Below are 24,638 nucleotides of genomic sequence, written 5' to 3'. Positions count from 1 at the left end.
GTCAGGACACCAGCTTAGCAGTCGGACGCGACCGTGCGCATCACCGTCTCCCGGGGCAGATCAAACGCCTCGACCACTTGCACCACCAGGTCCAGTTCCTGGTTCAGCGCCTCACGTTCCAGGCGCTGGCGAATCACACCGACCACCAGCACCGCCAGGGTGGTGATCGAATACGCCGGGCCGGAAAACGCCCGTACGCCGCTGACCAGCAACATCGCCGCCGCCAATGCCTGGCCTACCACCGGAATCGCCGTGGCGGCGCCGCGCCGCAGCATGAAGCCGGTGAGCCCCGCCAGTGCCGTGCCGCTCAAGGCGGTGGTGGCCGAACGACCAAGGTCGAGACGGGCGAACAAGCCTTGCTCTTTTTGCATGGCGGCCTTGAGTTCGGCGTCGAACGCCTGTCGGTCGGCCCCGCTGAGTTTGTCCTGGTACTGCTCGATGAGTTTTTCCGCGACCTGCCCTTCGATGTCCGCCAGGGCCACGCTGGCGATTGCAGCGTCGAACTTGATGCCCAGGCGTTGCGCCACCGCTTCGGCGATCTGGCGATAGGCCACGCCGTGGCCACGGGCCAGGTTCATGAAACTGTCGCCGCCCATGCGCTGCAAATCGATGGCAAGCTTGAGCGGATCGCGCACACCGGCATCAATGGAGGCACTGCGCTTTTGTGCCATCAATTCGGCGAGAAACTTCAGTTCATCCGGCCGCGCCTGCATCAGCATGGGAAGCAGATCCGCGTCTTCTTCGGCAAAACGCGTTTCACTGTTGCGCAGGTCGGCGCGGATCAGACCACGGCGCTCCTGCAGCAGGTCGGTGTACTGCACCACGGTTTTCAGCTGCGGCCAGTAGGCGGCGTGATCGAAGCTGGCCAGATGCACGTTGGACACCTTGGCCTTGAGTGCCGGCGTCACCGCGATGGGATAGCGGCCGATACAACGCTCGGTGTCCGGCTTCATCGCCAGCGCCCAGTCCTTGCTTGAGTGGCAATTGATCAGCCGCCCTTTGAGCGGTGCCGACACCGCTTCCCAAGGGCTCGACGTACAGATCGCCCCGCCCATCAGCAGCGCATTGTTCAACGGCAGTTCAGCAGCGACTTCAGGGCTGGCCAGCAGACTCTTGACCAGAATCCGGGCGCCAAGGGAGTGACCGATCAGATTGATTTGACGCACCTGGAGTGATTCGGCGTGCAGGTAGCTTGCCAGCTCAGGCAACAAAGTCCTGGCCACTTCATCGACCCGCGCCTCGACACTTTTGTAATGGTCAAGAAAGTAGGCAATCGCCTTGCCCACGCCCACCGTCGCCGCGCCCAGGCCGCCCCCGCCGAGCATCGAGGCGATCACTTCCTTGAACGGTGCGAAGAGGTTTTCCAGGAAATGCCCCGCCGGCCAGAACAACATCAGGTTGGTCGAGCCTTCGATGCCGGCCAGTTGCTGCTTGAAGCCCGCCAGTTGCTGTTGGCTGAAAAACGCCGAATAACCGTGAACGTAGAGATTGAGCACGTCCCCCTGAGGCTCGCCACACAGAACGAACGTAGGCTTGCGGGTGCGGTGCATTTCATCCCACTGGTGCTGCATGGGCCGGTGACTCCGGGTGACAAGGGACGGCCATGGTAACAAAGAGCCAATCAAGCCGAGATGAAAACACTGTGCATCGCCCTACAAGGGTTCTTCAGCGAGCGAAGTTGTCGATTTTTACCTGGCCATCGGGAAACGTTGCATCAGAAATACAAGTTTCAAAATGTGAAAACGCGCTCTAATAGCGCCCTTTCCCAGGGACCGAGGCCACACCCGCCTCGCCCTGAAAGCATCAGCATCTGATCCAAGCAAACAATGGAGTTCTCAATGCCCCATGAAGGCAACCTGTTACAAGTAGCCGTGGTGTTCCTCTTCGCCGCCGTGCTCACCGTGCCGTTGGCCAAGCGCCTGCAACTGGGCGCGGTGCTGGGCTATCTGTTCGCCGGCGTGATCATCGGCCCCTCGGTGTTGGGCCTGGTGCGCAACCCGCAAAGCGTGGCGCAGTTTTCTGAATTGGGCGTGGTGCTGTTGCTGTTCATCATTGGCCTTGAGCTTTCGCCCAAGCGGTTATGGGTGATGCGCAAGGCGGTATTCGGTGTCGGCCTGGCCCAGGTGCTGCTCACCGGGCTGGTGATGGGCGCGGTGGCGCTGTGGCTGTTTGGCCAGTCATGGAACAGCGCGATTGTGCTGGGCCTGGGCCTGGCGCTCTCCTCCACCGCGTTTGGCTTGCAAAGCCTGGCCGAGCGCAAGGAACTTAACCAGCCCCATGGGCGCCTGGCCTTTGCGATCCTGCTGTTCCAGGACATCGCGGCGATCCCGTTGATCGCCATGGTGCCGCTGCTGGCCGGCAGCGATCATCCCACCACCGAAGCCCAGGGCGTACAGCACGTGCTGCAGATCCTCGGCAGCATCGCCGTGGTGATCATCGGTGGGCGCTATCTGTTGCGCCCGGTGTTTCGTATCGTCGCCAAGACCGGCCTGCGCGAAGTGTCCACGGCCACCGCGCTGCTGGTGGTGATCGGCACCGCCTGGCTGATGGAGCTGGTGGGCGTGTCCATGGCCCTCGGCGCCTTCCTTGCCGGGCTGCTGCTGGCGGACTCCGAATACCGCCACGAACTGGAATCCCAGATCGAACCGTTCAAGGGCCTGCTGCTGGGGCTGTTTTTCATGAGCGTGGGCATGGGCGCCAACCTCAGCCTGCTGCTCAGCGCACCGCTGGTGGTGATCGGGCTGACCTTGCTGCTGATCGGATTGAAATTGCCGCTGCTGTACGCCGTGGGCCGCATGGCCGGTGAGCTCAACCGTGAAAGCGCCCTGCGTCTGGGCGTGGTGCTGGCGGCGGGCGGTGAATTTGCCTTCGTGGTGTTCAAGATCGGCCGCGACCAGGGCCTGTTCGAACCGCACCTTTACGATGTGCTGGTGCTGACCATCACCCTGTCCATGGCCGTGACTCCGCTGCTGCTGTTGGTGTGCCCGAAGCTGTTCAGGTCCAAGGCCAAGCCGGTGGAAGTGCCCGAGGAATACCGCACCATCGAAAGCGACGCACCGCGGGTGGTGATTGCCGGCATGGGCCGGATGGGCCAGATCGTCGCGCGAATCCTGCGCGCGCAGAACATCTCGTTCATCGCCCTTGATACCTCGGTAGAAACCATCGAACTGACCCGCAGCTTTGGCGGCATGCCCGTGTTCTACGGTGACCCGCAACGCCCGGAAATCCTGCATGCGGCTAAGGTCGACCAGGCGGAATTCTTCGTGATCGCCATGGATGATCCGGAAATCAACATCAAGACCGCCGAGCTGGTGCGCAACCTCTACCCGCACATGAAGATCATCGCCCGCGCGCGTAACCGCCAGCACGTACACCGCCTGGTGGACCTGGACGCCTCACCGGTGCGGGAAACCTTTTACTCCAGCCTGGAAATGAGCCGTCGCACCCTGGTCGGTCTCGGTTTGAGCCAGGCCCAGGCCGACGCGCGCATCGACCGCTTCAAAACCCACGACCAGCAAGTCCTCGCCGCGCAGCACGCGGTATACGACGATGCGGCCAAACTTATGCAGAGCGCCCAGGAAGCCCGTACGGAACTGGCGCGGTTGTTTGAGATGGATCGGCTTCAGGAAGAGTCCGACAAGGTGTGAGGTTGCAGATGAACGATATTGCGAATTTTCTGACAGAATACGCCGCAATTTCGTTCATCTCTGGAGCGCTTCATGGCCACTTTCACCAAGACTGCAGTCCTGCTGGCCCTCGCGCTGACCGCCGGCAGCGTACTTGCCGCCGCCAAACCGGCCACGCAAACCCTCTCTACCCTGGGCGGCAAGTTCACCTTCAGCTTGCCCAAGGCCTACACCGCCGATGCCCTGCCTTCCGGCAAGGCTGAAGACGGCACCGCCGATACCCAAGGCACCCTGTACGCCAACGCCACCACGAAAAGTGTGGTGATCGTCGCCGAAACCGTGCGCAACGACGGGGTCACGATCCAGGATAACGACGCAAAATTTCTTGATGGCGCGGTGAACGATTTCGTCAAGAACCAGAGCGCCGCCCTGCCCGACTTCAAGAAACTGAACGAGAAAAAACTGACCTTCAAGGGCCTTGGCCTGCGCCAGGTCGACAGCACCGCCACGCAAGGCGGTGGCAAGACCTTGAACTCCACCTTTCTCGGTGGTTCGGGCAATCACCTGCTGGTGATCCAGGCGATTTCCCGGGCCGACGATGTGAAGGGCCATGCGGCACTGGTCAAGCAGATTACCGGCGGCAAGTAAGCCAATCTTCCAAGCGACATAAAACCAATGTGGGAGGGGGCTTGCCCCCGATAGCGGTGGATCAGTCGATACATCTGCGACTGAAATACCGCCATCGGGGGCAAGCCCCCTCCCACATTTTCATACCGTGCTTATTTGAGGCTTTCTTCCAGCCAGGCCTTCAGGTCCTGGATTTCCGCCTCGCTGATCGTATGGTTCATCCCCGGATAACCATGAAACTGCGGCTTCAAGCCAATCCCTTGCAGCACCTCATTGGCCCGCGTCCCTGACGCATACGGCAGCGCCTGGTCCAAGGTGCCGTGCCCGATGAAGATCGCCAGCTTCCCCAGCGCCTCATTCGGCTTGAGCTCAGCCTTGAGCACCGGCAACACGCTGCCGCTCAGCGCCGCAATCCCGCGCAGCAGCTCGGGCCTGCGCAAGCCCACCTCATAGGACATGATCGCCCCCTGGCTGAACCCCACCAGGAACACCCGATCACTTTGGGTGTGGTACTTGGCGGTGGCCTTGCCGACAAAGTCTTCAATCAGCCTGGCGCTGCTTTGCAGATCGGCCGTCACCCCATCGTAATCACCGTCACCGGGGGTCTTGGTAAACCAGCGATAGCCGCGCGGCTCCACCGGCATCGGCGCACGCACCGACAGGTAGGTCCAGGTCGAAGGCAGCGCATCCTTGATGCCGAACAGGTCCTCTTCGTTGCTGCCAAAACCATGCAGGAAAATCACCAGCGGTTGGTTGCGTGCATCGCCCTGGGTCTGCTCCAGGTACGACAGCGGCAGGTCGGTATGCAGGTCGGAATCGGCATGGGCGACGCCGGCCAGCAAGGTCAGCGCGAGCGCGAGCAGTTTGAACATAGGAACCCTCCCTCAGGGTTTGCGCAACATATAGGTGTCCATGATCCAGCCATTGGCGAGCCGCGCAGCCTTGCGCACGCGTTGGATGTGTTCGGCGACCTCAGCGACTTTGCCGCTGATGAGAATCTCGTCCGGCGTGCCCAGGTAGGCGCCCCAATAGATATCCATGTCCTGATCCGCCACGCTGCGGTAGGAGTCTTCGGCATCGAGCATCACCACCAGGGTGTCGGCATCACTCGCCTGCCCCGCCGCCAGGCGGCGCCCGGTGGTGATCTCAACGGACTTGCCGATACGGTTCAACACCACCTTATGCTGCGCCGCCAGCGCCTGCACACTGGTGATACCGGGGATCACCTCGAATTCGAATTCACAGCGGCCCTCGGCAAGGATCGCCTGCAAAATGCGGATGGTGCTGTCATACAACGCCGGGTCGCCCCAGGCCAGAAACGCCCCTACTTCGCCGTCGGCCATTTCCTCGTTGATCATGCGTTCGAAGGTGTGCTGCTTGTCGCGGTTCAGGTCGCGCACGGCGGTGGTGTAGTCGATGTCGCCGCGCACGCGCTCAGGGCAGTCCGCCTCAACGAAGCGATAGCCGGGTTCGGTGATGTAGGTTTCGCAGATTTCGCGGCGCAGGTCGATCAGCTTGTCCTTGCTCTGGCCCTTGTCCATCAGGAAAAACACGTCGGTGCGGTTCAGCGCCTTCACGGCCTGCATCGTGATGTAGTCAGGGTTGCCGGCGCCAATGCCGATGATCAGGATGCGTTTCATGGGTTGCTCTCAGTGCGGGGCGTGAATTTTGCCATGATCAGGGTCCAAGGCGTGAGTCTCCAGGCGCAGGCGCCACACCGCGTTGAAGCGCAGTTCGGTGCGCGACAGCGGTTCCACGTCGATCAGGGAGAACATCGAGATCGGGCACTGCATGACGTAGAGCAGCGCGGCGCGGATCACGAACGGGTGGGTCACCGCCAGTACATGACCAGGCTCGCTCTCAAGGGACTTCATCCAAAGCCCGACCCGCGTGCACAGCTGCTCCACCGACTCGCCGCCATGGGGCGCATGGGCGCTGTCGGTGAGCCAGGCGTTCAGTTCGCCGCTATCGAGGTCGCGCAGAGCCTGGCCTTTCCAGCGCCCCAGGTCCACGTCGCGCAGGGCCGGTTCGATGCGCGGCTGTTCACCGAACAAACCGGCCGTCTGCCGCGTTCGCGCCTCCGGCCCGCACAGCAGATGCGCGGACGCGGGATATCGGCCCGATAAAGACAACGCCGCGCCTTGCCAGTCCATCAGCAGCGACTCGTCATCGGCAAAGCGCGCGTGTTTCAGCGACGGCGTGGCCGCATGGCAGATCAGGGTCAAACGGGTAGCCTGCACGCAAATCATTCCGAAAGGATGAGGCTACCAAGCCTGGCGCAGTTGGAGCGCCGATGCAACGCCCCACCCGTTAGGCCAATGCCGCCCCCGCAGGCACTGGCACCGGAGTGCCGCTGGCCACAAAGTCCTCCTTGCGCAGCAACACCAAGGCGATGAGCGACACCACCCCGGTCGCCACATAGAAGTACCACGGCGAGGTGATGTCATCGGTCACCTTGATCAGCCAGGTGGAGATCAGCGGCGCGCTGCCGCCAAACACCGCAACCGGCACGTTGTAGGCCACGGCGATTCCGGTGGAACGGATGCGCGTGGGCAGCAGTTCGCTCATCAGTGCGTAGGTGGACGAGGCGTACAGGCCGAACAGGATCGCCACCGCCATCAGTGGCGCAAAGAACGTCGCCGGCGTGGCGGTCGGGGCCATCTTGAACAGCCAGAACATCGCCAGGGTCGCCAGTGCGCCGATCACCATCAGGAACGGCTTGCGCCCGTACTTATCGGTGAACGCGCCGCCGAACGGCATGACGAAGGCAGCCGAGAAACTGGCGACGAAGACGTAAAGCAAGGTGGTACCGCTGTCGAACTTGAGGATCTTGGCCATGTAAGTCGAGGCGAAGGTCAGCACCAGGTAGAAGATCGAGCTGTGCAAGGTGATGATGAAGAACACCAGAGCGATGGCGCGCTTCCACTGCCAGACTTCACGCAGCGGTGCACGGGAAGTTTGCCCGGCGCGCTGCAAGGCGAGGAACTCAGGGCTGTCTTCGAGCTTGAGGCGGATGTACATGGAGATGAAGCCCAGGGGCGCGGCGATCAGGAACGGCACGCGCCAGGCCCATTCCTGCATGACGTCGGCGCCCAGCACCCAAGTCATGCCGTTGGCCACGGCGCCGCCCAGCAACAGGCCAAGCACGGCCGTGACCATCAGCCAGCAGGTGGCAAAGCCACGTCGGCCGGGGCCGGCGTATTCGGAAATGAAGCTGGTTGCCGTACCGATCTCACCGCCGGCCGAGAAGCCTTGCACACAGCGCACCAGGATCAGCAGGATCGGGGCGGCGATGCCCAGGGTGGCGTAGGTCGGCAGCAAGCCCAGCATCACCGTGGAGCCGGTCATCATCACCAGCGCCATGATCAGGGTTTTGCGTCGGCCGATCTTGTCCGCCAGCGGGCCGAAGAACAGCCCGCCCAACGGGCGGATGAAGAAGCTCAGGGCGAACGCGGCAAAACTGGCCAGCAGGCTGGTGGTGGGGTCGTCGGAGACGAAGAACGCCTGGCCGATATACACGGCAAGAAAGCCGTAGACGCCGTAGTCGTACCACTCGATCAAGTGGCCGGAGGTGGCACCGAGAAACGCGCGGCGGCGCTTGCGGACGGTGTCTTGCGCGTGATTGCCCATCGAGGGGACTCCTTGTCTGTTTGTCGATCCATGTTAAAGCGCGGCGATAGTCGCTGCTTTTAACCACTGCCGCAAGTCGGTCTTGAGCACCTTGCCGTAGCTGTTCTTGGGCAAATCGCTGCGCCATACATATTTCTTCGGTTTCTTGAACGACGCCATGCGCGACAGAAACCAGGCCGTAAGATCGCCTTCGTCGAGGGGCTCGCCACTGCGCGTCACCACGAACGCGACCACCGACTCGCCCCATTGCGGGTCCGGCTCACCCACCACGCATACCTCAAACACCTCCGGATGCTGGGCCAGCACTTCCTCGACCTCACGCGGGTACACATTGCTGCCGCCGCTGATGATCACGTCCTTGGAGCGATCCGTGAGGGTCAGGTAGCCGGCGGAGTCGAGAAACCCGATATCGCCGGTGAGCAGCCAGCCATCGACCAGGGTTTGAGCGGTGGCCTGCGGGTTACGCCAATAACCCTGCATCACCGTGGCGCCGCGCACCGCGATTTCACCGCGCTCGCCGGTCGGCAACGGTTGGTGGTGGGTATCCAGGATGCGGATGTCCACGCAGGCCTGCGCGTAGCCCACCGACGCCGCCAGGGTTGCCCAGTCGGGGCGCTGGCGGTCGGCGATCAGGTCACGGGGCAGCACGCTGATGGTCATCGGGCTCTCGCCCTGGCCGTAGATCTGCACCAGGCGGGCGCCGAACGTGTCGACGGCGTCGCGCAAGTCGGCCAGGTACATCGGGCCGCCGCCGTAGACGATGGTCTTGATGCCTTCGCCGGCATAGTCCTGACGTCGCGCCTGCTCGACCATGCGCTTGACCATGGTGGGCGCGGCAAACAATGAAACACGGCCCAGTTCGGCCGCCAGGCCAAACAGTTCGGCGGCGTCAAAGCCGTTTGACGCAGGCACCACATGCCGCGCGCCGCAGCGTACATGAATGAAGTTGTAGAGCCCGGCGCCATGGGACATCGGCGCGGCGTACAGCGCGGCATCGTCGGCGCTGACCGGGTCGACATCGGTGGCGTAACACAACGACATCGCGATCAGGTTGCCATGGGACAGCATCACGCCTTTGGAACGTCCGGTGGTGCCGGAGGTGTAGAACAGCCAGGCAAGGTCGTGGTCCCGGCGCGGCACCGGTTGCTCCAGGGTCGGCCAGCCGCGGTTCGGCGGCAGCACGTGACCATCCCGTTCAGTGCAGCGCACCGGCAGATCCCGCGATGAAAATACCCGCCCGCCATCGGTAAAGATCAAGCGGGCCTCGGCGTTATCGGCGATCCACGCCGCTTCGGTCGGGTGCAGTTTGGCGTTGATCGGAACCGCTACCGCGCCCATCCACCAGATGGCGTAGAGCAATTCCAGGTAGTCGCAGCTGTTTTTCATCAGCACCGCCACCGCATCGCCTGGCTGCAAGCCGTGCTGGTCCACCAGGTGCGCGGCGCGCTGGCGCACATGGGCGGTGAAGGTGGCGTAGTCGGCCACTTGCCGGACGCCCTCGAACAGGGCCGGGCGTTGCGGGGCTCGACGCTGGGTATCGTGCAGCCAGTTGGCGATGTTCATGGCTCAGTACCGGCGCGCATGCAGGACCGAGGCGTAGTTGGCCACCGCCATGCCGCCCATGTTGAACACCAGCCCGAACTCCGCATTGGGCACCGCCAGACCAATCGGCTCGCCGGTCAACTGCCGGAACGCCAGGGCATGCATCGACACACCGGTGGCGCCGACGGGATGGCCCTTGGCCTTGAGTCCGCCGGAAAGGTTCACCGGCAGGCGCCCGCCAGCGCGCACCACGCCACTGTCGAGCACACGGTGCCCCTCGCCCTTGGGCGCCAGGCCCATGGCTTCATAGATCAGCAATTCGGCGATGGTGAAGCAATCGTGCACCTCGGCGAAGCTCAGGTCCGCCAGGGTCACATTCGCCCCGCGCAACGCCGAATGAATCGCCCGCTGCGGCCCCTCAAACGCCAGGATGTCGCGCTGGGCGATGGGCAAGGTGTCGTTGACCTGGGTCATCGCACGGATCTGCACATCGCGGCGGAACGCCCGCGCGCGCTTGGGCGAGGCCAACACAATCGCCGCCGCACCATCGCTGATCAACGAACAATCAGTGAGGCGCAGCGACTCGGCCACGAAAGGATTGCTCTGGGACACGTTGTTGCAGTGTTCGAAATTCATCTCCCGGTGCATCTGCGCCAACGGGTTGGCCATGGCATTGGAGTGGTTCTTGGTGGCAATCGCCGCCATCGAGCCCAGCGGGCAGTGGTAACGCTCGGCATATTGGCGAGCGGCGCGGCCGAACAACTGCGGGAAACTCAAGCCGGCTTCGGCCGCATCGTTCTGGTAACCAGCACCGGCCAGCGCCTGGGTGACGGCGGCCGTTGAGGTGTGGGTCATTTTCTCGGCCCCCACCACCAGCACCAACTCGGCACTGCCGGACAGGATCGCATTGACCCCGGCCTGGATCGCCGCCGAACCGGACGCACAAGCGTTCTCACAGCGCGTGGCCGGCTTGAAGCGCAACCCTGGGTCGGCCTGCAGCAGCAACGAAGCGGCAAACCCATCGGGCACCAGCCCGGAATTAAAATGACCGAGGAACAGCGCGTCGATCTGCGACGCATCGAGGGCGGCATCGCTGAGGGCCTCGCGCGTGACCTGGACAATCAGATCCTCCAGCGTGGTGCCTTCCAGGCGACCAAAACGCGAATGACCAGCGGCAACGATAGACACGCAATCAGCAGGCATAATCAGTTTCTTCTGTTCTTGAACCGGATTTTCCCTACAATGACTCACCTCTGGTCGCGCGCCAATTCGTGTAACTACTTACATGGATAAGTAGTCTGCCAGTGAGTTGAACAACGAGGCAGGATGCCCCATGACCGTGTTTACCCAGCCCCTCCAAGACCTCGAACGCCTGGCGTTCAAGCTGTCCCCCGCTCCGCAGCTGGTCACCAGCAACCGCGTGATGCTCGACTGCAACGACGCGTTCCTCAATCTGTTCGGCTACACCCGCGAGACGTTGCTCAATCACTTGACCCTGCTGATCTACCCGTCCCAGGCCGACTACCAGGCCATCGGCAAGCGCAGCCATGATTGGTTGCTCGACAGCGACAACGGGTTTTATTCCGACGAGCGTTTTATGCAGCATCGCAACGGTGAGGTGTTCTGGGCCAAGTCCCATGGCTACACGCTTACGCCCAGGGATCCGTTCAAACTGATGATCTGGCATTTTGAGCGGCTGGACCGTACCCATCAGGGCACGGGGGACCTTACGCCGCGGGAGCGGGAAATTGCCATGCACATTGTCAATGGGCTCAAGTCCAAGGAGATTGCGCTGCGGCTGGGGATTTCGCACCGGACGGTGGAGGTGCATCGGGCGCGATTGATGAGGAAGTTGCAGGCCAAGACGGTGGTGGAGTTGGTGTCCAAGATCATCATGGTGGCCTGATGTTGGATTGGAGTTGATCGGGTACATATCCGTTATTTAGGTAACGGCGGCTTAGGGTTCCGCTCTTACAGCGGGTCACTTTGGAAAAGCCCCAAAGTAACCAAAGGGCTCTTGCCCCACCACTCGGCACCTCGCTCACGCTCGGTGTGCCCGTAATCCGACAGTGATTTGGGGGGCCGCCGCCACGCGCCATCCATGGCGCGGGGCGGCTAAACCGGCGTCCTGCCGGTTTACCCCCCAAATCACTGTCGTATTCCGGCCAGCGTGGTTTAACGGGGCGCTTAAGATCAAAAGCAAAAGCAAGGCGGCCTTAGAGCCGACCTGGTCAGTGGAGGGTGCGCGACCGCTCAGCCAATCAAATAACCTGTGGTGAGGGAGCTTGCTCCCGCTGGACTGCGGAGCAGGCCCAGTCTTGAAGAGCGAGGGCCGCTTCGCGCCCCAGCGGGAGCAAGCTCCCTCGCCACAGTACGGCGCTGATTCTTACCTATCTACGATGCGCAGCGAGTCGCTGTTGCTTTTGCTTTTGATCTCGGTCGCCCCGTTAAACCACGCTGGCCGAACGCGGGCTTGAATTCGTGGGTAACCCGGCAGGACGCCGGGTTAGCCGCCCTGCGCCATGGATGGCGCATGGCGGCGGCCCACGGATTCAAGCCCGCGTTCGGGCACACCGAGCCTGGGCGAGGTGCCGAGTGGTGGGGCAAAAGCCCTTTGGTTACTTTGGGGCTTTTCCAAAGTGACCCGCTGTAAGAGCGGAACCATAAGCCGCCATTACCGCAGCAACGGATATGTACTCAATCCAACCCAACTGGATCAAGCCACCCGACTCTCCCTCTTCAAACTCTCCATATCAATCACAAACCGATACTTCACATCCCCCTTCAGCATCCGCTCATACGCCTCATTGATCCCCTGGATATCAATCATCTCAACATCCGAAACAATCCCATGCTCAGCGCAAAAATCCAGCATCTCCTGAGTCTCCTGAATCCCACCAATCAGAGACCCCGCCAAACTGCGACGTTTGAAGATCAAGTTGAACACCGCAGGCGAAGGATGCGGACTGTCCGGCGCCCCCACCAACGTCATCGTCCCATCCCGCTTGAGCAAACTGACAAACGCATCAAGATCATGCGGCGCAGCCACCGTATTGAGAATAAAGTCCAGGCTGTTGACCACCTTGGCCATCTCGTCGGCATTCTTCGACACCACCACCTGATCAGCCCCCAAGCGCAACCCATCCTCACGCTTGTTCGGCGACGTGGTAAACAACGTCACATGCGCCCCCATCGCATGAGCAATCTTCACCGCCATGTGCCCAAGCCCCCCAAGCCCGACCACCCCAACCTTCTTGCCCGGCCCAACCTTCCAGTGATGCAGCGGCGAATACGTGGTAATCCCGGCACACAGCAACGGCGCCACCGCCGCCAGGTTCGAGTCATCGTGGGAAATACGCAGTACGAACTGCTCCTTGACCACAATGTTGTCCGAATAGCCGCCGTAGGTGTTCTCGCCACCGAACAGAGGCCCGTTATAGGTCCCGGTAAAGCCGTTCTCGCAATACTGCTCCTCGCCCTCGGCGCAGGATGCGCAGTGCTGGCAGCTGTCGACCATGCAGCCAACGCCCGCCAGGTCACCCACCTTGAATTTCTTCACATTGGCGCCCACTGCCGTCACGCGGCCGACAATTTCATGGCCGGGCACCGACGGGTAAAGGGTGTTGTTCCACTCGTTACGGGCCGTGTGCAGGTCTGAATGGCACACGCCGCAATACAGAATGTCGATCTGTACGTCATCCGAGCCGGGGGCACGGCGCTCGAAAGTAAAGGGTTTGAGCGAATCCTTGGAGTCCCGAGCGGCATAGCTGTAAGTCTTGGCCATTTCGTTCACCTGTGTGATCTGACGGAAGAGTTCGGTGGACATGCCTGGCCGCTGAAACGTTCAACCGAGCACGTCCATACAATTCCCACTGCCTCCTGCGCCCTAACCTCACGGCTTTCGAACCCGCAGAAGCGCTGGAGAATGGGCATGCGTAACAAAGCAATCAAGATATCCGTGGCATTGACGCTGTTGGCAAGCGCAGTGATGAACAGCGCTTTGGCTGCCACCCCAAGCGTAGCGGTCGCGCCGCAATACGACACCAGCCATGTGTATGTCGCGCCGGCCGATGTCGACCGTTTCGCCCAGAGCTTCCTGGCCACGTTCGGCGGCAAGAGCACGCCCCAGGTGGTGGTGAATGTGCTGCCGGTGCCGAGCAGCACCACCTCGCAATTGCTGCAGACCCCGGCGGGCACGGTTTCGCTGTTCGGCTTTACCACGCCCGTGCCACACCCGTTCGGCCAGGAGCGCAACGGCTATCTGGTCAAGGACATGGACGTGGCCCTCAAGGCGGCGCGGGACAATGGCGCCGATGTGATCGTCAGCGATTTTCCCGACCCCATCGGCCGTGACGCCGTGGTGCAGTGGCCGGGCGGTGTGAACATGCAGCTCTACTGGCACACCAAGACTCCGGATTACGCGGCGTTCGAGACCGTTCCGGAAAACCGCGTGTACGTGTCCAACGACAGCGCCGAGCGCTTTATCAAGGCGTTTCTCGGTTTCTCCCACGGCAAAATCGTGAGCGACGACAAGCACGCCCCTGCGGCCGATGTGGGCCAGGCGAACGGCAATTATCGTCGCGTCGAGATCGAGTCAGCCTTCGGGCGCATGGCGGTGCTGGTCACCAACGGCCAACTGCCCTACCCGTTCGGCCACGACACCACCGGTTATCAGGTCAGCGACCTGGCCGCCACCCTAGGCAAGGCCAACGCTTCAGGGGCCAAGGTGCTGGTGCCGGCGTTCGACAGCAAAGGCCGGCGCAGTGCACTGGTCGAATTCCCCGGCGGTTATGTCGCGGAAATTCACCAGCTCACCGCGGCAAAATGATTCGTCACACAGGCTGGAGCCTGGCCGTGCTGTGGCCGCTGCTCGTCGGTAGCGTCCATGCCGACGATCAACCGAGCCGACCGGCGATCAAGGCCAATCGCTGGCAGGAAGACTGGTCGGTGCTCAAGGATCCGGCGCTGCGCACGCAGCCGCTGGATAACCTCAAGTACATCCCGTTGTCGGGCGCCAACCCGTTCACCTACCTGTCCCTGGGCGCGACCTTGCGCGAGCGCTTCGAGATGAATGACGCCAGCGGTTTCGGCGTGAAGAACGTGGCCCGTGATCGCTACCTGATCCAGCGCTTCCAGGTTCACGCCGACCTGCACTTGAATGAGCACTGGCGCGTGTTCACCCAGCTCGAAGACGTGCGCGCCTACGACAAGACCACCGTCGGTGGCGCCGATCAGAACCGCGTGGATGTGCGCCTGGCCTTTGCCGAGTACGTGAACACCTTCAGCAACGGCACATTCAAGAGCCGTATCGGCCGTCAGGATTTTGCCTTCGACTTGCAGCGCTTCATTTCGTCACGGGACGGCCCGAATGTGCGGCAGTCGTTCGATGCGTTGTGGGCCGACTGGGAAACGTCGAATTGGCGCTTTATCGGGATTGCCAGCCAACCGGTGCAGTACCAGGACGGCCGGCATTTCGATGACAAGTCCAACAGTGACGCGCGCTTTCACCTGCTGCGGGTCGAGCGCCTGGTGGGCGGTACGAATGAGCTGTCGGCCTACTACGGCGTGTATGAGCGCAGCGCGGCGCACTATCTGGACGCTGACGGCGACGAAACGCGCCAGTTCTTCGATGCACGCCTGGGCGGCGCGGCGCAGGGCTTCGACTGGGACATCGAAGCCATGCTGCAAAATGGCTCGGTGGGCAACAAGGCTATCCGCGCCTGGGCCGGCGGCAGCCGCACCGGCTACACGTTCGACAGCCTGGCGTGGAAACCGCGCCTCGGCTTGCAACTGGACATCGCCTCCGGCGACCGCAAAACCGGTGATGGAACCGTGGGCACCTTCAACCCGCTGTTCCCCAACGGCTACTACTTTTCCCTGGCGGGCTATACCGGCTACAGCAACCTGATTCACGTCAAGCCGTCGATCACCGTCAAGCCCATCGCCAAGCTCAGCGTGCAAACCGCCGTCGGCTTGTTGTGGCGGCAAACCACTGCGGACGCGGTTTACACCCAACCCAACCTGCAGGTCGCCGGCACCGCGGGCCAGGGTGAACGCTGGACCGGCGCCTACGGTCAGCTGCGCACCGACTACGCTTTCACCTCGAACCTGACCGGGGCGGTCGAGGCCGTGCACTACGCGGTCGGCCAGACCCTGCGCGATGCCGGCGGGCACGATAGCAATTACCTGGGCATGGAACTCAAGTTCAGTTGGTAACTCAGCCGAGCACACCGATACAAGCCGGGCGGCGGCTTTTGGCGCAGGCTTTTCTCGATGCAGTAAGGCGGATTTTTCACCCCATCGTTCATGCACAAAGGAGTTTCAGATGAGCACATTCGTTGCCAAAGACGGTACCCAGATCTATTTCAAGGATTGGGGCAGCGGCAAGCCCGTGCTGTTCAGCCACGGCTGGCCGCTGGATGCCGACATGTGGGAATACCAGATGGAATACCTGAGCAGCCGCGGCTTTCGCACCATTGCGTTCGACCGCCGAGGCTTTGGCCGCTCGGACCAGCCGTGGACCGGCAACGACTACGACACCTTCGCCGACGATATCGCCCAGTTGATCGAACACCTGGACCTCAAGGACGTGACCCTGGTGGGCTTCTCCATGGGCGGCGGTGATGTGGCCCGCTACATCGCGCGCCATGGCAGCGCACGGGTCGCCGCGCTGGTACTGCTCGGTGCGGTGACGCCGATCTTCGGCCAGAAACCCGACTACCCACAGGGCGTGCCCAACGACGTATTCGACGGCATCAAGGCCGGCCTGCTCAAGGACCGTGCGCAATTCATCAGCGACTTCAACACGCCGTTCTTTGGTATCAACCAGGGCCAGACAGTCTCGGAGGGTGTGCTCACTCAGACCCTGCAGATCGCACTGCAAGCCTCGCTCAAATCCACCGTGGACTGCGTGACCGCGTTCTCCCAGACCGACTTCCGCCCGGACATGGCCAAGATCGACGTGCCGACCCTGGTCATCCACGGTGACGGCGACCAGATCGTGCCGTTCGAAACCACCGGCAAGGTTGCCGCCCAGATGATCAAGGGCGCCGAACTGAAGGTGTACAAGGACGCGCCGCACGGGTTTGCCGTGACCCACGCCCAAGCACTCAATGAAGACCTGCTGGCGTTCCTGAACCGCTGAGTACTCCCTGTAGGAGCGAGCTTGCTCGCGAAAAACGCCCAGGCAACGCGTTCATTCTGGATAAACGCGGCGGCTCTGAGTTCTTCGCGAGCAAGCTCGCTCCTACAAAAAAAACCCTGGATGACTGGCATCAGGGTTTGCCCGACCTTCTTACTCAGGCCAACCGCCGTCCCAGCCGCAGACTCCCCCGCCCCGCGATGAGGATGCTGCTGAAGATGATCATCAACAGCCAGCCAAACTGCCCTTCGAACAGCGTCCACTCCGGATGCACCACCAACAGCGCGATCACCAGCACCGCCAGGATCGGCAGGCAGGCCAGGCGCGCCCAAACCCCCGCGATGATCAGCAGCGGGCACAGCACCTCGGCAAATATCGCCAGCAGCAAAGTGACCGGCGCCCCCAAGTGAAACGGGTCTTCGATCAGCTTCAGTTGCTCGCCGTAGTGCAGCAGCTTGGGCAAACCATGCACCCACAGCAGAAACAGCGCCCCGCTGACCCGCAGAAACAACAGCCCGATATCTTGTCTTCTTGCTTCGCTCATACGCCACCTGTGTCCGTCGAAATGACTGACTGCCAGTGTGGCCCTGGCCGCAACGACGGGCTTGCAGGGGTGTGCTGTCCTCACACCGAGGACGCTGAAAAACCCGCAACGATTTCATCGATCACCACCCGCACCCGCGCGGTATGACGCAGGTCTGCATGGGTCACCAGCCAGACGTCATAGGGCAATGGCCGCGTGCGCTGCGGCCACAGGCGGACCAGGCCGTCGCGTTCGCCGGTGTATACCGGGATCTCGCCAATGCCGATGCCGGCGGCGATCGCGCGGCGTACCAGCAGGCTGGAGCTCAACGTCGCGACAATCCGCCCGCGTCCCAGGGGTTCGCTGGCCAACGTCAGGTCTTTCTGATTTTGCAGGTAGGGTTGGTACACCACCAGGTCGTGGCCTTCGAACAGGCTGCCCGGTTCCGGCAGGCCGTGGCGGTCGATATAGGACTGCGCCGCGAACAGCCCCACCGGCCAGCGGGCGATGCGCCGTGCGATCAGGTCCGGGTTGTCCGGGCGGATGTTGCGCACGGCGATGTCGGTTTCACGCTTGGCCAGGCTGAGGAATTGGGTGGAGGCGTCCAGTTGCACGCGCACGTCCGGGTGCTGCTCATGCAGGCGCGCAATGGCCGGGATCAGGAAATCGATAGCCAGGGAGTCGGTGGTGCTGACGCGCACGATGCCTGTGAGGCGTTCATCCAGGCCTTGTATCTGACGCTGCAACTCCAAGGCCGAGCGTTCCATCTTTTCTACCGAAAGCAACGCAGCTTCGCCCACGGCGGTCAGTGCATAACCCTCGGAAGTGCGCAGGAATAACGTCGCGCCCAGGGATTTTTCCAGTGCATTGACCCGCCGACCGACCGTCGCCTGATCCACACCCAACACCCGCGCCGCGCCACGTAAGGTGGTTTCACGGCACACCGCCAGAAACACTCGCGCATCGTCCCAATTCATCATCACCCCCCCGCTGCATAAACGCATCGATACGCCGCAAATTCGCTGCATTATTGCATCATCAATCCTCGCTATGCTGGCCGCCAGAGAAAAATACTCAGGACCGCCATCATGCAGCACACGCAGGCTTCATCCCGAAACGCCGTCTGGTTAGCGATCTTCGCCGGGCTCTGCGCCAGCCTGGTCAGCATCGGCCTGGCGCGCTTTGCCTATACGCCACTGATTCCCTCACTCATCCAGGCCCAATGGTTTTCCGCCAGCGACGTGGTCTACCTCGGCGCTGCGAACCTGGTGGGTTACCTGGTCGGTGCACTGATCGGCCGGCCCATCGCCCGAGCCACCTCCAACAAGACGGCCCTGCGCCTGATGCTGGTGGCGGTGACCCTGGCGTTTTTCGCTTGTGGCTTTCCCTTGTCGGTGGTGTGGTTCTTCGCTTGGCGCTTGCTCTCGGGCATCGCCGGCGGCGCGATCATGGTGCTGGTAGCGGCGACCGTGCTGCCGCATGTTCCGGCCGCGCGCCGTGGCTTGGCCAGTGGTGCGATTTTCCTCGGCATCGGCCTGGGCATCGCCGGCTCCGGCACGATCGTGCCGCCGTTGCTGAGCCTGGGCCTGCAGCAGACCTGGTTCGGCCTGGGCCTGCTGGCCCTGGTGCTGACCGCCGCCAGCTGGTTCGCCTGGCCCAACGGCACGGTGCAGGAAGCAGCGCCGCCGACGGTTAAAACGCCGACACCGTCAGCGGTGTACCTGCTGTTCGCGCAATACGCCTTCATGGCTGCCGGTCTGGTGCCGGCCATGGTATTCCTGTTGGACTACGTGGCACGCGGCCTGGGTGCCGGGTCACACGTCGGGGCGATGGTCTGGGTTATGTATGGGCTGGGCGCCATTGCCGGGCCGGTGACCTACGGTTTTCTTGCCGACACGCTCGGCGCCCGCTTGAGTATTCGCGTCGTGCTGGTGATACAGGCGATGGCCCTGGGTTTGCTGGCGGTCTCGAGCTCCTTCACTGCCCTCGCCGGGTTGGCACTGATCCTCGGCTCGTTCCCCCCAGGCATCGTGCCGCTGGCACTGGCGCGGGTCCACGAATTGATCCCCCAGCATCACCCGCAACAGATTGCGTGGAGCCGGGCGACGGTGTCCTTTGCCACCTTCCAGGCGCTCGCAGGTTTTGCCTACTCGGCGCTGTTCAACGGCACTGGCGGTCAGCATGTGCTGTTGTTCCTGATCGCGGCGGGCGCCATTGTGGTTGCACTGCTGCTGGAAGCGGGCATGATCTGGCTGAACCGTCGACCGCTCGCCACGGTCCCAACCCATACGCTCATTGCTACAGGAACCCATTCATGACCTTGCCACAAGAAATGACCCTGATCGAAATCACCGCCCCTGGCGGCCCCGACGTGCTGCAACCGCGTCGCGCCGACGTACCGGTGGCCGGCCCGGGCGAGATCCTGATTCGCGTGCATGCGGCCGGGGTCAACCGCCCTGACGCCCTGCAACGGGCCGGCAAGTACCCGATGAAACCCGGCATGAGCCCGATTCCGGGCCTGGAAGTGGCCGGTGAAGTGGTGGCGCTGGGCGAAGGCGTGGATCTATACGCGCTTGGCGACAAGGTCTGCGCCCTGACCAATGGTGGCGGCTATGCCCAGTTCTGCGCGGTGCCGGCCAGCCAGGCGTTGCCGATTCCCGAAGGCATGGACTGGATTCAAGCCGCTGCCGTGCCGGAAACCTTTTTCACCGTCTGGGCCAACCTGTTCGGTCTCGGCGGCGCCTGTAACGGCGAACGCGCCCTGATCCACGGCGGCACCAGCGGCATCGGTACCACCGCCTTGATGCTCTGCCAGGAATTCGGCATCCAGGCATTCGCCACCGCCGGCAGCGCCGAGAAATGCGCGGCGATTGCCAAGCTCGGGGCGCAGCCGATCAATTACCGTGAACAGGATTTTGCCGAGGTCATCGCCGAGCAAACCGACGGCCAGGGCGTCGATGTGATCCTCGACATCATGGGTGCCTCGTACCTCAACAACAACCTCAAGGCCCTGGGCATGGACGGCCACCTGGTAATGCTGGGCTTCCTGGGTGGCGGCAAGGCCAATGATGTCGACCTGCTGACCATTCTCGGCAAACGCGCGGTGATCACAGGTTCGCTGTTGCGCGCCCGCACCCGCGAAGAAAAGGCTGCGATTGCCGATCAGTTGCGTGAGCATGTATGGCCGGTGTTGAGCGAAGGGCGCTGCCTGCCGATCATCGACAAGGTGTATGAATACACCGACGCGGCCCAGGCGCACGCGCGGATGGAAGGTGGCGATCATATCGGCAAGATTGTGTTGCGGGTGGAATAAAACACGCCTGCCCCTGTGGCGAGGGAGCTTGCTCCCGCTGGAGGGCGAAGCCCTCCCACATCCGTCACAGGGGTAGCGTTTGCGCTCAGTTTGGTTGGGCATATTCCGGATAGTCGACGTACCCAGCTTCAGTCCCGCCATACAGCCCATCGGCCTTCAACGCATTCAACGGCCAGTCGTTGAACAACCGCTGCGGCAGGTCCGGGTTGGCAATGAACGGGCGACCGAAGGCAATCAGGTCGGCCAGCCCCGCGTCGACCAACTGTGCGCCACGTTCGGCGGTGTAGCGGCCGGCATAAAGGATGCGCCCACTGAAGGTGCTGCGTACGGCCTGGCGGAAGCTGTCGGGCAGGATGGGAGCATTGTCCCAGTCGGCTTCGGCGATGGAGACGTAAGCGATACCCGACTGTTCCAGCACTTTGATCGCTTCGATGTAGGTGTGGTGCGGGTCTTCTTCCACCAGGCCGATATACACCCGCTCCTGATCGGTGCCGCTGAACAACGGTGAAAAACGCACGCCCACACGCTCGGGGCCCACGACGCGGCATACCGCTTCGACGATTTCGCGCAAGAAGCGCAGGCGGTTTTCCAGGGACCCGCCGTATTCATCCTCACGCTGGTTGGAATGGGCCGAGATGAACTGGTTGACCAGATAGCCATTGGCCGAATGAATCTCCACCCCGTCGAAGCCTGCATCCAACGCATTGCGCGCCGCTTGTGCGTAATGGCCGACCAGTTCCTCGATCTCCAGCACCGTCAGGGCGCGGGGTACCGGGGGTTGCTTAAGCTCACCGACACCCGGCGCGGTTTCGATGAACGCCTTCGCCTGCAGGGCCTGGATTGCCGACGGGGCGACCGGCGCGGCGCCGTCGGGTTGCAAGGCGTTATGGGACACGCGGCCCACATGCCACAACTGGGCGAAGATCACGCCGCCTTCGGCATGCACCGCCTCGGTGACCTTGCGCCAGCCGTTGATCTGCGCCGGGGTGTAGATCCCCGGTGTCCACGCATAACCCTGGCCACGCGGCTCGATCTGGGTGCCCTCGCTGACCATGAAACCGGCGCTGGCGCGTTGACGGTAGTACTCAGCCATCAAGTCGGTGGCGATATCGCCGGGTTGAGCGCTGCGCTGACGCGTCAGGGGCGGCAGCACGACGCGGTTGTTCAAGGTGTGATGCCCCAGTTTTACTGGAGTGTTCAATGAATGAGCCATGGGAATCTTCCAAATTCAGGACGAGCGAAAACACTGGCGGCTCTTGCGAGCCGCCAACGCATCAATCGTTTGTTTAAGTTAAGCGGTGAGTTTGAGCAGGGCCTTGGCTACGTCGCTGGAACTGCCGGGGTTCTGCCCCGTCACCAGCAAGCCATCGACAATCACGAAAGACTGCCAGTCGGCGCCCTTCTCGTACGTGCCGCCCAGTTTCTTGAATTCATCTTCAATCAGGAAGGGCACCACCTCGGTCAATTCCACCGCGGCTTCTTCCGAGTTGGAGAATCCGGTGACGCGACGGCCCTTGATCAGTGGCGCGCCGTTGACCGCCTTGACGTGACGCAAGGCGCCCGGTGCGTGGCAGACAAACCCGATAGGCTTGCCGGCGCGCTCGAACGACTCGATCAGCGCGATGGACACCGGCGACTCGGCCAGGTCCCACAGCGGGCCGTGGCCTCCTGGGTAGAACACGGTGTCGAAGTCGGCGGCGTTGACCGACTCCAGTTTCACCGTGGTCGCCAGGGCCTGCTGCACGGCCGGGTCAGCGGCGAAGCGCCGGGTTTGTTCGGTCTGGAAGTCCGGCTGATCGCTGACCGGGTCCAGCGGCGGCTGGCCACCGGCCGGCGATGCCAGCACGATATCGGCGCCGGCGTCCTTGAACGCGTAATAGGGAGCGGCAAACTCTTCGAGCCAGAAGCCGGTCTTGCGGCCGGTATCGCCAAGCTGGTCGTGAGAGGTCAGTACCATTAATACTTTCATTTTCCAGTGCCTCGATCGTTGTGATTAGCGGGATATTCAGGCTGGCCCAGCAACTGCCGGGTCAGCCCCAGCGCCTCGTCGAACGGCGCGGTGGTACGGTTGATCTTGCCCATGACGCTGGTCCCCAGCCACAACGCATACAGGCGTCGGGCCAGGCTTTGCGGGTCTTGCTCGATACTCAGCGAACCCTCTTGCACACCCTGGCGCAGGGCCGTGGCAAGCAAATCGATGGTGCGTGACGTACCGCGCTGCAATGCCAGGCGCATCGGCTCTGAAAGGTCTGACACCTCGGCGCCGAGTTTGACGGCAAGGCATTTGCCGGTATCGGTGCAGCCAGTGTGGTTGTCGATCCAGGCCTGCCAGTAGCGCATCAGCTTGGTGTAGCAGGACACATCCGCCTGGCTGAACAATTGCTCCATGCCGTGTACGTAGTTATCGAAGTAGGTATCGAGCAGCACCACGCCGAAAGCGTCCTTGGAAGCGAAGTAGTGATAGAACGAACCCTTCGGCACGGCGGCGGCTTGAAGTATTTCGTTCAAGCCCACCGCGGAAAATCCCTTGGCGCCCACAATCGCTTGCGCGCTTTCAAGGATGGTCTGTCGTGCACTTCGGGTTTGGCTGTTCATGCTTGGCCTCCTGACGATTAGACCAGTCGTCTAGTTCGTTGGAGGAATGTTAGGGCCACGCTCGCAGGCTCACAATGTCAGATGCGCAAGGATTCCGGCCATCGGCCAAAGGCAGTTGCCGTTTACCGGGCACGCGCCGACAATCCCCCCTCCCGCGCCCCTTGGAGAATGACAATGCACAGCGTTGCGCTGATGGTGTACCCGAACTTCCAGTCGTTGAGCCTCAGCCTGGGTTCGGTGTTCGAGTGCGCCAACCTGTTGCGGGGCGAGCCGGCCTATGAGTTTCACCTGGTGTCGGAAAGCGGCGGCGCGGTGATGACGTCCCAGGGCTTTTCGGTGAACACCTCGCCGATTCGGCCGCAGGGTTATGACACGCTGATCGTCAGCGGCTACCTGGAGTTTCGCCTGCCGGAAGCCAATCTGCTGGAGATGGTCAAGGCCGCCTCCGCGCAATCGCGCCGCGTGGCCTCGCTGTGCATGGGCATTTTCGTGCTGGCCGAAGCTGGCTTGCTGGAAGGTAAACGCACCACCACCCACTGGATCCACGCGCCGGCGTTTCGCAAACGCTACCCGCATATCCATCTGGAGGAAGACAAGTTATTCGTGGTCGACGGCCAGGTGTGGACCGGCGCCGGCATGAGCGCCGGGGTCGACCTGGCGCTGGCCATGGTAGAGAACGACCTGGGCAGCGACCTGGCCCGGCGCATTGCACGCAAGCTGGTGATCGCACAACGGCGCGGCAGCGAGCAATCGCAACTGTCGGCGTTGCTCGAACTGGACCCCAAGTCCGACCGCGTACAACTGGCCCTGGCCTACGCCCGTGAAAACCTCACCCACGACCTGTCGGTGGAAGCCCTGGCCGACGTCGCCCGCCTCAGCCCGCGCCAGTTCAGCCGGGTGTTTCGCGAAGAAACCGGGCAGACGCCGGCCAAGGCCATCGAGGCCCTGCGCGTGGAAGCGGCGCGCGCGATGATGGAAACCAGTCGCCACCCGGTCGAAGTGGTGGCCCGCGAAACCGGCTTTGGTGATCGCGAGCGCATGCGCCAGGCGTTTCTGCGGGCGTTCGGGCAACCGCCGCAGGCGATGCAGCAGGTGTTGTTCAGTCCGCCTCAGGCCAGCCGGTCAATGCAGTGAAGCGTGGGTCACCAGGTAGCTGATCAAGTGCGGCTCATCCTCAAGCTCCAGCATCTGCACCGGGCGCGGCAGGTTATCCAGCACCGTGCGCCAGAAAGCCTGGGACACTTCGTCCTGATCATAGAAACGCACCAGCCAATTGGCCTCGCCGCTGCACAGCACCTGGGTGGCGATGGCGCGGCCGATGCCTTTGCGGCGGTAGCGCTTGAGGATGAACAGGTCGGCCAGCTCCAGGGCATCGATGCCGGGCAGTTCGCTGCCTTCGATCAGGAGGAAACCGGCGATATAGCCGTCTACCAATAACAGGTTGGCGCTCCACTGCGGGTCTTGCCAGTAACGGGTCAGGTGTTCGTCGTGGATATAGAAACGGCCATCGGCCTCGACGTCTTCCTGTTCCCAATCGGAAGATTCGTAGGCGTAGTACTGGTAAAGATTGCGGATCAGCTCGGCGTGTTCAGGGCCGGTCTGGATCAATTCGACGGTGGTTTCAGGCATGGGGCTCTCGGT

The 24,638-nt window shown here is 62.5% G+C and carries 23 protein-coding genes; 9 read left to right on the top strand and 14 right to left on the bottom strand.

Translation table 11 applies throughout. From position 1 onward, the window contains the following. Positions 1-14 precede the first annotated feature (14 nt). Complete coding sequence (locus tag SC318_RS10775) at positions 15-1,571, bottom strand: DUF726 domain-containing protein (protein ID WP_320430767.1); 1,557 nt, start codon at positions 1,569-1,571, stop codon at positions 15-17. Positions 1,572-1,838: 267 nt separating this feature from the next. Here SC318_RS10775 and SC318_RS10770 point away from each other — a divergent pair, with 267 nt between their 5' ends. Then, complete coding sequence (locus SC318_RS10770; protein WP_320430766.1) at positions 1,839-3,647, top strand: monovalent cation:proton antiporter-2 (CPA2) family protein; 1,809 nt, start codon at positions 1,839-1,841, stop codon at positions 3,645-3,647. A 72-nt stretch (positions 3,648-3,719) separates the two neighbouring features. Further along, positions 3,720-4,274, top strand: a complete 555-nt coding sequence (locus SC318_RS10765; protein ID WP_320430765.1) for a DcrB/PsbP domain-containing protein — start codon at positions 3,720-3,722, stop codon at positions 4,272-4,274. Positions 4,275-4,405: 131 nt separating this feature from the next. On the opposite strand, the gene SC318_RS10760 is transcribed toward SC318_RS10765, so the two are convergent. From SC318_RS10760 to SC318_RS10735, 6 genes are all read right to left on the bottom strand, one after another. After that, positions 4,406-5,125, bottom strand: a complete 720-nt coding sequence (locus SC318_RS10760) for an alpha/beta hydrolase (protein WP_320430764.1) — start codon at positions 5,123-5,125, stop codon at positions 4,406-4,408. Positions 5,126-5,137: 12 nt separating this feature from the next. Continuing rightward, complete coding sequence (gene cobF, locus SC318_RS10755) at positions 5,138-5,893, bottom strand: precorrin-6A synthase (deacetylating) (protein WP_320430763.1); 756 nt, start codon at positions 5,891-5,893, stop codon at positions 5,138-5,140. Between the two features lie 9 nt (positions 5,894-5,902). Next, a complete protein-coding gene (locus SC318_RS10750) occupies positions 5,903-6,493 on the bottom strand; it encodes a histidine phosphatase family protein (RefSeq protein ID WP_320430762.1) in 591 nt (196 codons plus the stop codon). A 70-nt stretch (positions 6,494-6,563) separates the two neighbouring features. Next, positions 6,564-7,883: an MFS transporter gene (locus SC318_RS10745; protein ID WP_320430761.1), complete on the bottom strand. Its 1,320-nt coding sequence runs from the start codon at positions 7,881-7,883 to the stop codon at positions 6,564-6,566. Positions 7,884-7,916: 33 nt separating this feature from the next. Next, positions 7,917-9,446, bottom strand: a complete 1,530-nt coding sequence (locus SC318_RS10740; RefSeq protein WP_320430760.1) for a class I adenylate-forming enzyme family protein — start codon at positions 9,444-9,446, stop codon at positions 7,917-7,919. A 3-nt stretch (positions 9,447-9,449) separates the two neighbouring features. After that, entirely contained in the window at positions 9,450-10,628 is a 1,179-nt protein-coding gene (locus SC318_RS10735) for an acetyl-CoA acetyltransferase (protein ID WP_320430759.1), read from the bottom strand. 130 nt (positions 10,629-10,758) lie between these two features. Between SC318_RS10735 and SC318_RS10730 the strand changes: the two genes are divergently transcribed. After that, complete coding sequence (locus tag SC318_RS10730; RefSeq protein WP_320430758.1) at positions 10,759-11,331, top strand: LuxR C-terminal-related transcriptional regulator; 573 nt, start codon at positions 10,759-10,761, stop codon at positions 11,329-11,331. Positions 11,332-12,141: 810 nt separating this feature from the next. Here SC318_RS10730 and SC318_RS10725 read toward each other — a convergent pair. Further along, positions 12,142-13,209 (bottom strand): NAD(P)-dependent alcohol dehydrogenase, encoded by a 1,068-nt coding sequence (locus SC318_RS10725; RefSeq protein WP_320431215.1) that lies wholly within the window; start codon positions 13,207-13,209, stop codon positions 12,142-12,144. 147 nt (positions 13,210-13,356) lie between these two features. Between SC318_RS10725 and SC318_RS10720 the strand changes: the two genes are divergently transcribed. The 3 genes from SC318_RS10720 (at position 13,357) to SC318_RS10710 (ending at position 16,569) form a co-directional block, all read left to right on the top strand. After that, entirely contained in the window at positions 13,357-14,253 is an 897-nt protein-coding gene (locus tag SC318_RS10720; RefSeq protein WP_320430757.1) for a VOC family protein, read from the top strand. After that, a complete protein-coding gene (locus SC318_RS10715) occupies positions 14,250-15,641 on the top strand; it encodes an alginate export family protein (protein ID WP_320430756.1) in 1,392 nt (463 codons plus the stop codon). The genes SC318_RS10720 and SC318_RS10715 overlap by 4 nt, the downstream gene beginning before the upstream one ends. A gap of 109 nt (positions 15,642-15,750) precedes the next feature. Then, the gene (locus tag SC318_RS10710) at positions 15,751-16,569 is read left to right on the top strand and encodes an alpha/beta fold hydrolase (protein WP_320430755.1); all 819 of its coding nucleotides are present in this window, start codon (positions 15,751-15,753) and stop codon (positions 16,567-16,569) included. 154 nt (positions 16,570-16,723) lie between these two features. On the opposite strand, the gene SC318_RS10705 is transcribed toward SC318_RS10710, so the two are convergent. Together SC318_RS10705 and SC318_RS10700 are read right to left on the bottom strand one after the other, a co-directional pair. Beyond that, positions 16,724-17,110, bottom strand: a complete 387-nt coding sequence (locus SC318_RS10705; RefSeq protein WP_320430754.1) for a DoxX family protein — start codon at positions 17,108-17,110, stop codon at positions 16,724-16,726. 80 nt (positions 17,111-17,190) lie between these two features. Then, positions 17,191-18,066, bottom strand: a complete 876-nt coding sequence (locus SC318_RS10700; protein ID WP_320431214.1) for a LysR family transcriptional regulator — start codon at positions 18,064-18,066, stop codon at positions 17,191-17,193. A 111-nt stretch (positions 18,067-18,177) separates the two neighbouring features. Between SC318_RS10700 and SC318_RS10695 the strand changes: the two genes are divergently transcribed. Both SC318_RS10695 and SC318_RS10690 read left to right on the top strand, forming a co-directional pair. Further along, the gene (locus SC318_RS10695) at positions 18,178-19,407 is read left to right on the top strand and encodes a YbfB/YjiJ family MFS transporter (RefSeq protein ID WP_320430753.1); all 1,230 of its coding nucleotides are present in this window, start codon (positions 18,178-18,180) and stop codon (positions 19,405-19,407) included. Next, complete coding sequence (locus tag SC318_RS10690) at positions 19,404-20,402, top strand: NAD(P)H-quinone oxidoreductase (RefSeq protein ID WP_320430752.1); 999 nt, start codon at positions 19,404-19,406, stop codon at positions 20,400-20,402. Before SC318_RS10695 ends, SC318_RS10690 begins: the two co-directional genes overlap by 4 nt. A gap of 85 nt (positions 20,403-20,487) precedes the next feature. On the opposite strand, the gene SC318_RS10685 is transcribed toward SC318_RS10690, so the two are convergent. The 3 genes from SC318_RS10685 to SC318_RS10675 all read right to left on the bottom strand — a co-directional run bounded on the left by SC318_RS10685 (position 20,488) and on the right by SC318_RS10675 (position 22,997). After that, positions 20,488-21,615 (bottom strand): alkene reductase, encoded by a 1,128-nt coding sequence (locus SC318_RS10685; protein ID WP_320430751.1) that lies wholly within the window; start codon positions 21,613-21,615, stop codon positions 20,488-20,490. A 78-nt stretch (positions 21,616-21,693) separates the two neighbouring features. Further along, on the bottom strand, positions 21,694-22,371 hold the full coding sequence (locus SC318_RS10680; RefSeq protein WP_320430750.1) for a type 1 glutamine amidotransferase domain-containing protein: 678 nt from the start codon (positions 22,369-22,371) through the stop codon (positions 21,694-21,696). Further along, a complete protein-coding gene (locus tag SC318_RS10675; RefSeq protein WP_320430749.1) occupies positions 22,368-22,997 on the bottom strand; it encodes a TetR/AcrR family transcriptional regulator in 630 nt (209 codons plus the stop codon). Before SC318_RS10675 ends, SC318_RS10680 begins: the two co-directional genes overlap by 4 nt. 174 nt (positions 22,998-23,171) lie before the next feature. Here SC318_RS10675 and SC318_RS10670 point away from each other — a divergent pair, with 174 nt between their 5' ends. Further along, entirely contained in the window at positions 23,172-24,131 is a 960-nt protein-coding gene (locus tag SC318_RS10670) for a GlxA family transcriptional regulator (RefSeq protein ID WP_306492626.1), read from the top strand. On the opposite strand, the gene SC318_RS10665 is transcribed toward SC318_RS10670, so the two are convergent. Beyond that, a complete protein-coding gene (locus SC318_RS10665; protein WP_320430748.1) occupies positions 24,120-24,626 on the bottom strand; it encodes a GNAT family N-acetyltransferase in 507 nt (168 codons plus the stop codon). The genes SC318_RS10670 and SC318_RS10665 overlap by 12 nt on opposite strands. Positions 24,627-24,638 lie beyond the last annotated feature (12 nt).

Origin of the sequence: Pseudomonas sp. MUP55 (assembly GCF_034043515.1) — a bacterium.
Taxonomy (GTDB): Bacteria; Pseudomonadota; Gammaproteobacteria; order Pseudomonadales; family Pseudomonadaceae; genus Aquipseudomonas.
Note: the sequence above shows the minus strand (reverse complement) of the source record. Positions and strands in the feature narration are given on the sequence as shown.

Bases quoted from the DNA above. Each gene is read 5' to 3' on its own strand.
- SC318_RS10720 (WP_320430757.1), top strand. From the start codon at position 13,357: ATGCGTAACAAAGCAATCAAGATATCCGTGGCATTGACGCTGTTGGCA.
- SC318_RS10690 (WP_320430752.1), top strand. From the start codon at position 19,404: ATGACCTTGCCACAAGAAATGACCCTGATCGAAATCACCGCCCCTGGC.
- SC318_RS10770 (WP_320430766.1), top strand. From the start codon at position 1,839: ATGCCCCATGAAGGCAACCTGTTACAAGTAGCCGTGGTGTTCCTCTTC.
- SC318_RS10685 (WP_320430751.1), bottom strand. From the start codon at position 21,615: ATGGCTCATTCATTGAACACTCCAGTAAAACTGGGGCATCACACCTTG.
- SC318_RS10725 (WP_320431215.1), bottom strand. From the start codon at position 13,209: ATGGCCAAGACTTACAGCTATGCCGCTCGGGACTCCAAGGATTCGCTC.
- SC318_RS10675 (WP_320430749.1), bottom strand. From the start codon at position 22,997: ATGAACAGCCAAACCCGAAGTGCACGACAGACCATCCTTGAAAGCGCG.
- SC318_RS10710 (WP_320430755.1), top strand. From the start codon at position 15,751: ATGAGCACATTCGTTGCCAAAGACGGTACCCAGATCTATTTCAAGGAT.
- SC318_RS10760 (WP_320430764.1), bottom strand. From the start codon at position 5,125: ATGTTCAAACTGCTCGCGCTCGCGCTGACCTTGCTGGCCGGCGTCGCC.
- SC318_RS10670 (WP_306492626.1), top strand. From the start codon at position 23,172: ATGCACAGCGTTGCGCTGATGGTGTACCCGAACTTCCAGTCGTTGAGC.
- SC318_RS10680 (WP_320430750.1), bottom strand. From the start codon at position 22,371: ATGAAAGTATTAATGGTACTGACCTCTCACGACCAGCTTGGCGATACC.
- SC318_RS10730 (WP_320430758.1), top strand. From the start codon at position 10,759: ATGACCGTGTTTACCCAGCCCCTCCAAGACCTCGAACGCCTGGCGTTC.
- SC318_RS10740 (WP_320430760.1), bottom strand. From the start codon at position 9,446: ATGAACATCGCCAACTGGCTGCACGATACCCAGCGTCGAGCCCCGCAA.
- SC318_RS10700 (WP_320431214.1), bottom strand. From the start codon at position 18,066: ATGAATTGGGACGATGCGCGAGTGTTTCTGGCGGTGTGCCGTGAAACC.
- cobF (WP_320430763.1), bottom strand. From the start codon at position 5,893: ATGAAACGCATCCTGATCATCGGCATTGGCGCCGGCAACCCTGACTAC.
- SC318_RS10775 (WP_320430767.1), bottom strand. From the start codon at position 1,571: ATGCAGCACCAGTGGGATGAAATGCACCGCACCCGCAAGCCTACGTTC.
- SC318_RS10745 (WP_320430761.1), bottom strand. From the start codon at position 7,883: ATGGGCAATCACGCGCAAGACACCGTCCGCAAGCGCCGCCGCGCGTTT.
- SC318_RS10705 (WP_320430754.1), bottom strand. From the start codon at position 17,110: ATGAGCGAAGCAAGAAGACAAGATATCGGGCTGTTGTTTCTGCGGGTC.
- SC318_RS10695 (WP_320430753.1), top strand. From the start codon at position 18,178: ATGCAGCACACGCAGGCTTCATCCCGAAACGCCGTCTGGTTAGCGATC.
- SC318_RS10665 (WP_320430748.1), bottom strand. From the start codon at position 24,626: ATGCCTGAAACCACCGTCGAATTGATCCAGACCGGCCCTGAACACGCC.
- SC318_RS10765 (WP_320430765.1), top strand. From the start codon at position 3,720: ATGGCCACTTTCACCAAGACTGCAGTCCTGCTGGCCCTCGCGCTGACC.
- SC318_RS10715 (WP_320430756.1), top strand. From the start codon at position 14,250: ATGATTCGTCACACAGGCTGGAGCCTGGCCGTGCTGTGGCCGCTGCTC.
- SC318_RS10735 (WP_320430759.1), bottom strand. From the start codon at position 10,628: ATGCCTGCTGATTGCGTGTCTATCGTTGCCGCTGGTCATTCGCGTTTT.